The following is a 12,572-nucleotide window of genomic DNA, read 5'->3' on the forward strand; positions in this document are numbered from 1 at the left end:
CGGCAGTAATGAAGAGGCTGCCTACTTCAAAAGGATTATGTTTCGATAGGCTGAAAGAATGCTTTGCCTTATCACTCTGAAGCCCGTTTAAACCCTTTCGGCGCATATTTTCCTGCAGGTGGCTGGATTATATTTTAAGGCGTAAAAAAATTATTTTCAGACAGGCATTTCCTGCCGGACATAAGCATAAGGAACCCGCCATGAGCCACTTTTTAGACCGCCTGAAATTTTTCAGCCAAAAACACGAACCCTTTGCCGACGGGCACGGTGTGCTCACCGAAGAAGACCGCAAATGGGAAGATGCCTACCGCAGCCGCTGGCAGCACGATAAAGTGGTGCGCTCCACCCACGGTGTGAACTGTACCGGTTCGTGCAGTTGGAAAGTTTATGTGAAAAACGGCCTGATTACTTGGGAAACCCAGCAGACCGACTATCCGCGTACCCGCCCCGATTTGCCCAACCACGAGCCGCGGGGCTGTCCGCGCGGTGCTTCTTACAGCTGGTATGTGTATTCCGCCCAACGTGTGAAATACCCGATGATGCGCGGGGTGTTGGCGGAAATGTGGCGTGAAGCGCGCAAAACCATGTCGCCGATTGAAGCTTGGGCATGGATTGTAGAAGACGAAAACCGTGCCAAATCGTATAAAACCCAACGCGGCTTGGGTGGCTTCGTGCGTACGTCTTGGGACGAAGCCAATGAAATGGTGGCTGCGGCCAATGCTTACACTATTAAAAACTACGGCCCCGACCGCGTGTTCGGTTTCTCGCCGATTCCCGCTATGTCGATGGTAAGCTACGCTGCCGGTGCGCGTTATTTGGGCTTAATCGGCGGTGTACCGCTGTCGTTTTACGACTGGTATTGCGACTTGCCGCCTGCCAGCCCGCAAATTTGGGGCGAGCAAACCGACGTGGCCGAGTCTGCCGACTGGTATAACGCCAACTATCTGATGGTGTGGGGTTCCAACGTGCCGATGACGCGTACGCCCGATGCCCATTTCTACACCGAAGTACGCTACAAAGGCACCAAAACCGTGGCCGTATCTTCCGACTTCGGCGAAATGGCGAAGTTCGGCGATATTTGGCTGGCGCCGAAACAAGGTACCGACGCAGCTTTGGCGATGGCGATGGGTCATGTGATTCTGAAAGAGTTCCACATCGACAATCCTTCTCCTTATTTCACCGATTATGTGCGCCGCTTAACCGATATGCCCGTATTGGTGCGCTTGGATGCCGACGGTAAAGGCTATGCGCCTAAATATTTCCTGCGTGCGTCCGAATTGGCCGCATTCGGCGAAGAACAAAATGCCGATTGGAAAACTTTGGTATGGGACGAGCTTTCAGACGGCCTCTGCCTGCCCAACGGTTCTATCGGTTTCCGCTGGGACGGCAGTCAAAAATGGAACTTGGAAACCCGCGCACAAGATAAAGAAGTTCATGCCGCCCTGTCGCTGAAAGAGCGCGCCGATGAAGTGGTAAACGTAGGCTTTACCTACTTTGGTGGCGAGTGCGACGACATGATTTACCGTAAAGTGCCTGCCAAACGCATTCCACTGACCAACGGCGAAACCGCGTTGGTAGCGACCGTGTTCGACCTAATGGTGGCCAACTACGGCGTGGACAACGGTTTGGGCTGCGAAAATGTTGCCAAAGATTATTTCGACGACAAGCCTTACACGCCGGCATGGCAGGAGAAACACACCGGCGTGAAACCGGAGCTGGTGATTCAGGTAGCCCGCGAGTTCGCCCAAAACGCCCACGACACCGAAGGCCGCAGCATGGTAATTGTCGGTGCCGGTCTGAACCACTGGTATCACATGGACATGGCGTATCGCGGCATCATCAATATGCTGATGATGTGCGGCTCTATCGGTAAATCCGGCGGCGGCTGGTGCCACTATGTAGGCCAAGAAAAACTGCGCCCGCAAAGCGGTTGGATTCCGTTGACGTTTGCCACCGACTGGCACCGTCCGCCGCGCCAAATGAACAGCACCTCGTTCTTCTACGCCCATACCAGCCAATGGCGGCATGAAAAAGTGCATGTAGATGAAATTCTTGCGCCGGATGCCGACAGCGATATGAGCAAGCTCTCCATGATCGATTACAACGCCAAAGCCGAACGCATGGGCTGGCTGCCGAGCGCGCCGCAATTGGGTGCAAACCCCTTGGATATTGCCGACCAAGCCGATGCCGCAGGAGTGGATACGGCTCAATATGTGGCAGGCCGTCTGAAAGACGGTTCGCTGGATTTGGCGTGTAACGACCCCGACAACCCGCAAAACTTCCCGCGCAACCTATTTGTGTGGCGTTCCAACCTGCTCGGTTCTTCGGGCAAAGGCCATGAGTATTTCCTGAAATACCTGCTGGGCACGCAAAACGCCGTGTTGAGCGACGAAAACGACGAAGAGTGCATCAAGCCGTCTGAAATTACCGTGCGCCCCGCCGCAGAAGGCAAACTCGACCTGCTGACCGTACTCGATTTCCGCATGTCTACCACCTGCCTGTACGGCGACATCGTGTTGCCGACTGCTACATGGTACGAAAAAGACGACCTCAACACTTCCGACATGCATCCGTTTATCCATCCGCTCACCGAGGCCGTACAACCGCTGTGGCAAAGCAAAACCGACTGGGAAATCTACAAAGGCTTTGCCAAAAAATTCAGCGAAATCGCCAAAGACTATATCGGCGTGCGCAAAGACATCGTGCTCACCCCACTGATGCACGACAGCCCGCAGGAACTCGGCCAGCCGTTTGACCCGAAAGACTGGAAACACGGCGAATGCGACCCGATTCCCGGCAAAACCATGCCTGCAATTACCGTCGTCGAGCGTGATTACGGCGCGATTTACGAAAAATTCACTTCGGTTGGCCCGTTGCTGGAAAAAATCAACAACAACGGCAAAGGTATGGCTTGGGACACCAAACACGAAGTTGAATTCCTGCGCAAACTCAACGGCGTACAATCAACCGGCGCGGGCAAAGGCCAGCCGAAAATCGAAACCGCCATTGATGCCTGCGAAATGGTGTTGACCCTCGCACCCGAAACCAACGGCCACGTTGCCAAAAAAGCATGGCAAGCCTTGGGTAAAGCCACCGGCCGCGATCATACCCATTTGATTAACGCCAGCGAGCACACCGCCATCCGCTTCCGCGACATTGTCGCCCAGCCGCGCAAAATCGTAACCTCACCGATTTGGTCGGGCGTGGAAAGCGAAGAAGTGTGCTACAACGCCGGCTATACCAACGTGCACGAACTCATCCCGTGGCGCACCATCACCGGCCGCCAGCAGTTCTACCAAGACCACAAATGGATGCGTGATTTCGGCGAACACTTGTGCGTGTACAAGCCCGCCGTCGATTTCAAAACCACCAAAAAACTGCTCGGCAAATACCCCAACGGCAACAAGGAAATTACGCTTAACTTCCTCACGCCGCACCAAAAATGGGGCATTCACAGCACCTATTCGGAAAACCTGCGCATGCTTACCCTGTTCCGCGGCGGCCCGCACGTGTGGATTTCCGAAATCGATGCCAAGAAAGCCGGCATTGTCGATAACGACTGGGTGGAAGTGTTCAACGCCAACGGCACCATCGCCTGCCGCGCCGTGGTAAGCCAACGCATCCCCGAAACCATGATTCTGATGTACCACGCACAGGAAAAAATCGTCCACACACCCGCGGGCGAGGTTTCGCAAAAACGCGGCGGCATCCACAATTCCGTGACCCGCGCCATCTTGAAACCCACCCACATGATCGGCGGCTACGCCCAGCTCGCCTACGGTTTCAACTACTACGGCACGGTAGGTTCCAACCGCGACGAATGGGTGATTGTGCGTAAAATGAACAAAGTGGATTGGATGGATGAACCGGCAAGGTAATGCCGTCTGAAAAGCTTGGTATGTAAAAAAATGCCTGTCTGAAAGGGAGCTTTCAGGCAGGCATTGTTTAAAATAAAAGCCAAAAAAATGGTATATTAAATTGGTATATCAAATTATGATTTGTCTTGCTCGGGTTTGACACGAGCAACTTCTAAAGCTTACCGGATCTCAATATATTCGATCCAAACCCGAGCAAGAGGAGATCTGCTATCTTTGAGTTTATTTGTTGTATAGTTAATCAACTTAAAAATAGTACGTTCGTCATACTCGGGCTTGACCCGAGTATCTCCTAAATTCAGCGGAACTCAAGATACTCGGGTCAAGCCTGAGTATGACGGAAATGCTACTAAAATTAAGTGTTTTAACTATACCTTAACTTAAAGAGAACCATTTTGTAAGCTGCTGAAGCAGCAACAAAATCAGTCCCATACTACCTATACTGTTTTCGGCTTGCTGCCTTGTATTAAAAATGTGTTGATTAACTATAGTAAATTAATTTGTTCTTTAGTACTACACGATGTTACTGTGCTTTGCCATATTACCTCGTCTCCAGTTTATCGTCTTATTGTAATATTTTCTAGCAGTCAAACTATCAAAAAATGCCTGTCTGAATATGTTTCAGACAGGCATTTTATTTGATGGATTTTATTTACCAGTATAAGCCTGATATTGGTAATAGTTGCGTGCAGTGCGTTCTACACCGTTAAATATTACACCTTCAACCTTAATACCGGCATTGTTCAGGCGGCTCATGCTGTCTTCCAATTCGTCATGAGAAGTTTTTCTATAACGGGCAATCAGAAGCGTTAAATCAGCAAGTCGGCCGATCACGGAGCTATCGGTTACAGCCAATACTGGCGGGGTATCGATAATGACATAATCGTATTTATCTTTGGCTGTAGCAATAAATTCTTTAAATTTATCGCTCATCAACATTTCAGACGGGCTTTGCGGTGAATGGCCACGTGAAATGAAGTCCAAACCCGGTACATCGGTTTGTTTGATGCTGGCATCGAAATTTGAAGAACCGTCTAAAATTTCGGCCAAACCATTTTCTTCGGTTAAACCGAAAGAATGGTGCAGCATGCCGCGGCGTAAGTCGGCGTCAACCAACAATACTTTCGAACCCGCTTGAGCGGTAACCGTAGCCAAGTTGGAAGATACAAATGATTTACCCACACCAGGCGTTGTGCCGGCAATCATAATCATGCTGCTCTTATTATTAATGGTAGCGAAATGCAAGTTGGTGCGTAGCGCTCGAATCGTTTCTACTGCCACATCATTGGTATGGATATTGGCAAGTAGGTATTGTGGGCGCTTGCTCTTGCTTGTGCTCAAACGATTATAGCGCTTGTCGGCTTTTATCTGAGTGTTGGAAGACGGAATAGTTGAAATCAGATTGTAGCCCATAGCACGAATATCGTCGGATACCTTGATAGTCGGGCGTGCAATTGCGCGTAGTACGAAGAGTGAAGAGGCAAGTAAGCCTGCGGCAATAGCGGATAGCAAAGTGATCATCGCACGGCGCGGCTTAAATGGTTTTTCTTCGGCAACCGCAGGATCGATAACGCGAATATTACCCTGTGAGCTGGCTTTTAAAATATTCAATTCTTGTTGGCGGTTTAATAATTGAACATAAGTTGCTTGGTTAATTTCCACATCACGGTTCAAACGGATAACTTGCTGTTCGGTTTGCGGCAGGGTAGAAATTTGGCGGTTGATACGATCTCTTGCTTCTTCCAATACTTTCAAGCGGTCACGAACAGATTTATAAGACGGATGTTCTGGAGTATAGAGCTCAGACATTCCGGCTTCTTCTGCGCGCAGAGTGGTTATTTGGGTTTCGATATCGGTTAAGCTGCGGAGTGCGCCTTGTGCTTCTGATGGAATATCAACAGAACCTGTATTGGTTCGGTATTGATTCAATCTGGTTTCAGCATCTTGTAAAGACTGTTTTAAACGGGGCAATTCTTCGCTGATGAATGCCAAACCACTTGTAGCCATTTGTACATCGCGGTTTTTGTTTTGGCTTACATAGTTATCGATAATGTGGTTTAGGACAGTTTCGATTTTTTTTCTGTCTGTGCCGGTGTAGCCTAAGGTAATCAAGGGACTACCGTCACCTTGTGCGCTTACAGACAGGTTGTCGCTGATGCCATTGATCGCACGCAAACGGGAAAGTTTGGTAATTGAAAAAGATTGCCCTGTTTCTGCGAGAATTTGGTTGATAAAAAATTCACCGCCATTGGCAAACTTAAGTGGCTTGCCCACTTTACCTTCCAAGGATTCTCCATCAGGAGTGGTAAAAATATAAGTGTTAGGGCTTTCAACTTTTAGTGTAAAGGTTTTGTTTTCAAAGTCTTCCGGTGCTGTAAAACGTTCAACTTTGATTGCAGGTTGGCCAGCATTGCTGAATTTAGCTAATGTGGAGCCAATTATAGGAGTGTAAACAGGCTCAATTTCTAAATCAAGTTGGAGATTATCGACCGTTTGACCAATAACCGAGCGGGATTTGATTAAATCAATTTCCGCATCTGCACCAGAACCCATGCCCCTTTGCGGTATGGCTCCATTATTGAGTTGAGGTAAAATTTGGTTGTTTTGCGCTTCTACTGATAATAGAGCATCTGCACGGTACACAGGTTGAGCAGACATACTGTAAAGGCCGCCAACAATGAAACCTGCTGCAATAGCAGTTCCGATAGGCAGCTTATGGCGGTATAAAATAGTCAGTAGTTGACGTAAGTCAATCGAGCTTTCAAATGCTTGAGTAGATTTAGTTGCCATTTATTTGTTCTCTATAAATTTGAGCGGGTTATATTTTATAAACCAATATTTCAAGATAGAGTTATGTGTTTAATGTAAGTTTCATTAGGTAATAATAAAATCAGTTATTTCAGCTTTTCGGCCCATGCTTTACAGGCATGCTCAATTTGCCGATAAATTTGATCAAATGTATCCTGACTTTTTTTGTAAGGATCTTGGATAAACAGAGGGGTTATCCATTGACCTAATAACATGGTTTTGCTGCGGGACTGAGGGCTGATTAATGCTATATCGTCAATGTGCGACTCTTCCATCACTAAAATTAAATCAGAAAAATCACACATCTGAGGAGTTAATTGTCGTGCAATATGCGACGATATATCTATGCCGTTTTTGCGTGCCGATAATATAGCTTCAGGTTCCGCAGCTCGGTTTGGTGTTACGTTAATTCCTGCTGAAACAATAAATAAATCTGGCAATAGTTGTTTTAAGATATATTCCGCCGTAGGAGAGCGGCAAATATTGCCAGTACACACAATTAATATCTTTTCATATTTCATGAAAGTTAGTATTAAAATGAACTGTTTACTGAAGAAATGGTATTTGCTAAGCCGACAGCTTGAGAAACAACGCGATCCCAACGTGTAACAGGAGCTGCGGTAATATAAACCACATCATTGGTTTGCAGTTTAAAGCGGTTGCCAAGCGCGTAAGCAGTAGCATCTCTAAGATTCAATTGGTACACATGGATGGGTTTTTCAATATCTGATGGTACATTTCGGATAACGAAAACACCGCTCGCATTCGCGTGTATTTGATCCATACCGCCGGCTTCACTCATTGCTTCAGTTAGAGTTATGCCTTTAGGAGGCATACGCAAGGAGCTTTGACGGGTAACTTCTCCCAAAACAAAAACTTTACTATTTTCATTAGACGGAACGTAGATAATGTCGCCGTTACTTAGTAAGTGATTTTGCGTGGCATCACCATTTGCACGCAGATCTTCAATAGAAATTGTATGATCTACGCCATTATGCGTCCATTTTACATTTTGTGGATCTGCTTGATCTGTAATTCCTCCCGCCAAATCAATAGCATCAAGCAATGTCATAGGAACATTGGTTATTGGCAATTGACCTGCTTGGCGAACAGAACCCGAAATACTTACGCGTTGAGAGCGGAATTCTGCAACGTTAACTTCGACTTGCGGGTTTTTGATGTATTTTCTTAGGCGCGATGATAACTCGGATTGAACTTGATTAATGGTTTTACCGGTAACAGTAATTTCCCCGACAAGCGGGAAGAAAATACGACCGTGATCATTAACCCAGATACCGTTATTGCTTTGTTGGTTTTGTACAGTTGTAGCAAGTGCGCCTGCATTGGAGGAGGGGACGCCAATAGTAGCAGGAGTGTTTAAGTCGGGATGATACCAAACACGAATATTGAGAACATCACCCTTACCTAAGGTATATCTATAGGCTGCTCTTTTTCTTTCCAATTCGTGGTTTGGCCGGTTAATTTTGGGATGAGCTTCAATACTTTGTAATAGGTTCAGAGTAATAGGATAGATATTAACTCGACTATCCAATTGTACTTTTTCGTTTTCAGTATCGTTTTCATGGTGCACAATTGTTTTGTTACCTGTTGGTAAACCGGAACCTGGAACAACTGTACAACCAGAAGCTGCAAGAATGACTGATAGGCTAATAAGAGTTAATTTTTTCATATTTGTTAAAATTCCTTACTTAGGTAAGCCCGTTTTTCAAACGGTGTAATCATTATTTTGTCTATTGTTTTTATAAGCGGGTATTCGCCTCATAGAGTAGTGAAAATTATTGAGCAGTTTGTTTCGCTATCCACACCAAATCACATATATCGTCTTTGGGTTTGAAACCTGTAGGGGCTTCAAGCAATAATTCACGAACAGTTAATTGATCACCTAGTGAGCAAGCTTCATCCATTTTTTCCAATATATCAGAAAGATCCTTCCACGGAAGCATTATTTCATTAGCGGTCATAATGCGTGGGTGAGTGGTTTTCTCAACTGCATCACCGATAAGCAGTTCTTCATAAAGTTTTTCTCCTGGGCGGAGTCCTGTAACTTTGATTTCAATGTCGCCTGAAGGGTTGTCGGCATCTTTTACTTCCAAACCGCTCAGACGAATCATTTGGCGGGCTAAATCGTAGATTTTTACAGATTCGCCCATATCTAGTACGAATACATCTCCCCCTTTACCCATAGCACCTGCTTGGATGACCAATTGAGCGGCCTCGGGGATGGTCATAAAGTAACGCGTAATATCTTTATGAGTTAAGGTAACTGGCCCGCCTGATGAAATTTGTTTTTCAAATACGGGAACTACGGAACCTGACGAACCAAGAACATTTCCGAAGCGTACCATAGCAAAGCGTGTATTGTGGTTTTTTTCAGCCGCTAATGCTTGAAGAACCAATTCCGACATGCGTTTGGAAGCGCCCATTGTATTGGTTGGGCGAACAGCTTTATCAGTAGAAATTAAAACAAATGTTTCAACTTTTGCGTCAATTGCAGCTAAAGCACAGAACATAGTACCGTAAACATTGTTGTGTACACCTTCTAATGTATTGAACTCCACAATAGGTACATGCTTGTAGGCTGCTGCGTGATAAATGGTTTGTACGCCGAATGCTGTCATGACATTGAATAAGCGTTTTCTGTGTTGTACGGAACCTAGAAGCGGAATAATATCAAGTTGCATTTGGTTAGCTTCTATGTATTCACGTAATTCTTTATCGATACTATACAAAGAAAACTCGGATAGTTCGAATAAGATTAATTTGGTTGGTTTGTTTTGTACGATTTGTCGACACAGCTCCGAACCAATCGAACCGCCTGCACCCGTTACCATAACAACTTTTCCGTGAATATCGGCACTCATTAACTCGGGTTTGGGCTCAACGGGGTCTCGTCCCAATAAGTCGAATACAGAAATTTTGCGTAACGAGCTAACACTGACCTTGCCGTCAACTAGCTCTTTCATACCCGGCATGGTTAATACTTCACATGGGTATGGTTCCAAAGAGTGGATGATTTTTTTGCGCTGCTCTTGGGATGCGCTTGGAATTGCCAAAAGGATTTTTTCTACATGATACCGTTCAATTAATTCAGGTATGTTGGCCGGATGATGTACAGTTATATTGTTGATGATACTTTTTTGTAATGCCGGGTTATCATCCACAAAAGCAACGGCATTATATTCATTTACCTGTTTTACGGCTTCTAACAGTTGGCGACCGGACTGGCCTGCTCCGTAAATAATAACGGGCATCATTATTTTGGTGTTTCTACGACCGTTCAAAATTGCACGTAAAACAAAGCGTGAACCGCACGTTAGAACCATCATTAATAGAAAATAGACAAAAGAGGGTAGCCAATCTATGTGTTGATGGGATATAGCCAAGCATATGCTCATGATGACGGTTGATAAAAGGCTGCCCAAAACCGCAGTTGTAATGACTTTGGTGCCCATAAAGCGAGTTACCGCTCTGTATAGGCCGAGTTTGACAAAGAAAGTGATTGTCAAGAATGCTGTTATGATAAATACGACCCAATTGCTAACCGCCAACCATTCTTGCGAATAGTCTGATTTCAAGCTCAAACTAAACCAAAAAGTGAGGAAAATAATTAATGTGTCATGTATAACGAAGAAAACTTTTTTAATACTTCGCGGTAATGAGAGTAAATAGGCTAAATTCATAATATTTAACAATTTATGGGGTTAGTAGGTATTGCCGAACTTGGATTGGGAATTTTTTAAGACACCTTTCGTTTAAGCAAATTTAACTTTTATTTGCTTAATTTTAATTCTTGTTAAATGAAAGGATACTTCATTTGAACGGAACAGAAACAGTTGTTGGATGAGTGGTTTATTTTAGGAATAAAACGTTAAATTGATTTAAATTTCTGACACCCGCCTACTCATTAAGCAGGCGGGTGTGTTTTGATATTAAGAGCCGGCTTTGGTAAGTACATCTTTTAAGTGTTTGCAACAAAAGTCTATTTGCTCTTCAGTTATGGTTGGGTGAACCAAGAACATTAAACTGGTTTCTCCTAATTCAACAGCATTTTTTAAGCGTTCTTTAGGGCGCCAAGGAGTGTTGTCGAAAGCTTTTTCTAAATACACTTCCGAGCAGCTTCCTTGATAACAAGGAACGCCTGCTGCATTCAATTCGTCAACTATACGGTCGCGTGTCCAGCCTTCTGCCAGCTTTTCAGGTTTTACGAAAGCATAATACTTATATTGAGCATGCTGAATGTAATCAGGTACTTCAACAGTTCGTATGCAGTCAAACTGCTTGAGAACTGCTTCCAAACGTGCGGCATTTGCTTGGCGTTTTGCAGTCCAATCTGCCATGCGTTTGAGTTGGATTCTGCCGATAACTGCCTGCATTTCTGTCATCCGCCAGTTGGTGCCGAAGCTTTCGTGCAGCCAACGGAAGCCGGGAGGGTGTTGACGGTTGTAAACGGCATCATAGCTTTTTCCATGATCTTTGTAAGACCACATTTTTGACCATAACTCTTTGTCGTTCGTGGTAACCATGCCGCCTTCGCCACCGGTAGTCATGATTTTATCTTGGCAGAAAGACCAAGCGCCGATATGTCCGATAGAGCCGACAGATTTACCTTTGTAGCGGGTTCCGTGTGCTTGAGCGCAGTCTTCGATAACCCACAGTTTATGCTCTTGGGCTAATGCCATGATGTCGTCCATTTCTGCGGGCATGCCCGCCAAATGAACAACGATAATGGCTTTGGTGTTGGGAGTGAGCACTGCTTTTATGGTATCTGCCGTGATATTTTGGCTGTTCAGATCGATGTCGGCAAATACGGGGTTGGCTCCGGCAGTAACAATAGAGGAGGCTGAAGCAAGGAAAGTGCGGGAAGTAACGATAACGTCGTCTCCGGCGCCTATACCCATGGCTTTCAGAGCCACATCCAAGGCTAAAGTACCATTGCCTAGAGCAACGGCGTATTCTGTGCCTGCCCATTGTGCGAATTCTTTTTCGAATTCGCGGCATTCCGTTCCTGTCCAATAGTTGACTTTATTCGATAGTAATACGCGGGAAACGGCATCAGCTTCTTCTTGTGTAAAGCAAGGCCATGGTGCCAAAGGGGTGTTCAGCATTGTTTTGTCCTTAATAATTAATTCTTAGTGGAAAAGTTGCAAGGGTTTAAACCGTTTGCAGTATCTTAATTTATTGTTTTCACTGTGAAGTTCGGTATTTATTGGTCTTCTTTTTTTGTGCCGGTAAATTTATTCATCGTGGCTTCACCTTCTGCTTCGATACCTTCTTTGATGAATACTTTTTTTACGGTTAAAAATAAAATTTTCAAATCAAGCCAGAATGAGCGGTTGTCTACATACCACACATCCAGTTTGAATTTATCTTCCCATGAGATTGCATTGCGGCCGTTTACTTGTGCCCATCCGGTTATCCCCGGCCGCACATCGTTTCGCCGGCGTTGTTCGTCATCGTAATGTTCCAGATATTCCATCAGCAAAGGACGGGGCCCGACCAAGCTCATATCGCCTTTCAATACATTCCATAATTCCGGTAGTTCGTCCAAGCTGGTGGCACGAAGAGCTTTACCGAAAGGGGTTAAGCGTTCTCCGTCTGGTAAGGGGTTGCCGTCTTTATCTACGGCATCGCGCATGGAGCGGAACTTAACCATTTCAAAGGGTCTGCCATCTTTGCCCGGCCTGATTTGACGGAAGAGAACCGGAGAACCTAGGTTTTTGCGAACGAAAAAAGCGACGATTAGCAATACCGGAGACAAAAACAGAAGGCCGAAGAAAGCGCAAATAATGTCGAAAAGGCGCTTGATAATGTCTGACATGATGATCCTATTTTTAGTATCTATGCCTGTCTGAAATATTTTCAGACAGG

The 12,572-nt window shown here is 45.6% G+C and carries 7 protein-coding genes; 1 reads left to right on the forward strand and 6 read right to left on the reverse strand.

The window, feature by feature from the left end; all coding sequences use genetic code 11:
• The first annotated feature begins 200 nt into the window (after window positions 1–200).
• Window positions 201–3,878 carry a nitrate reductase subunit alpha gene (locus EL143_RS07020; RefSeq protein WP_085415633.1) on the forward strand — a complete coding sequence of 1,226 codons (3,678 nt, stop codon included), beginning with the start codon at window positions 201–203 and terminating at the stop codon, window positions 3,876–3,878.
• A 645-nt stretch (window positions 3,879–4,523) separates the two neighbouring features.
• Here EL143_RS07020 and EL143_RS07025 read toward each other — a convergent pair.
• The 6 genes from EL143_RS07025 to EL143_RS07050 form a co-directional block, all read right to left on the reverse strand.
• Window positions 4,524–6,665, reverse strand: coding sequence for a polysaccharide biosynthesis tyrosine autokinase (locus tag EL143_RS07025; protein ID WP_085415632.1), 2,142 nt, complete (start codon window positions 6,663–6,665; stop codon window positions 4,524–4,526).
• Window positions 6,666–6,769: 104 nt separating this feature from the next.
• Window positions 6,770–7,204 (reverse strand): low molecular weight protein-tyrosine-phosphatase, encoded by a 435-nt coding sequence (locus EL143_RS07030; RefSeq protein ID WP_085415631.1) that lies wholly within the window; start codon window positions 7,202–7,204, stop codon window positions 6,770–6,772.
• 11 nt (window positions 7,205–7,215) lie between these two features.
• Window positions 7,216–8,373, reverse strand: coding sequence for a polysaccharide export protein (locus EL143_RS07035; RefSeq protein WP_085415630.1), 1,158 nt, complete (start codon window positions 8,371–8,373; stop codon window positions 7,216–7,218).
• A gap of 106 nt (window positions 8,374–8,479) precedes the next feature.
• Complete coding sequence (locus tag EL143_RS07040) at window positions 8,480–10,384, reverse strand: polysaccharide biosynthesis protein (RefSeq protein ID WP_126326671.1); 1,905 nt, start codon at window positions 10,382–10,384, stop codon at window positions 8,480–8,482.
• 249 nt (window positions 10,385–10,633) lie between these two features.
• Window positions 10,634–11,809 (reverse strand): DegT/DnrJ/EryC1/StrS family aminotransferase, encoded by a 1,176-nt coding sequence (locus EL143_RS07045; RefSeq protein WP_085415629.1) that lies wholly within the window; start codon window positions 11,807–11,809, stop codon window positions 10,634–10,636.
• A gap of 98 nt (window positions 11,810–11,907) precedes the next feature.
• Window positions 11,908–12,522, reverse strand: a complete 615-nt coding sequence (locus tag EL143_RS07050) for a sugar transferase (protein ID WP_085415628.1) — start codon at window positions 12,520–12,522, stop codon at window positions 11,908–11,910.
• Between the last annotated feature and the right edge of the window lie 50 nt (window positions 12,523–12,572).

The sequence above is a fragment of the Neisseria canis genome (assembly GCF_900636765.1).
GTDB lineage: Bacteria > Pseudomonadota > Gammaproteobacteria > Burkholderiales > Neisseriaceae > Neisseria > Neisseria canis.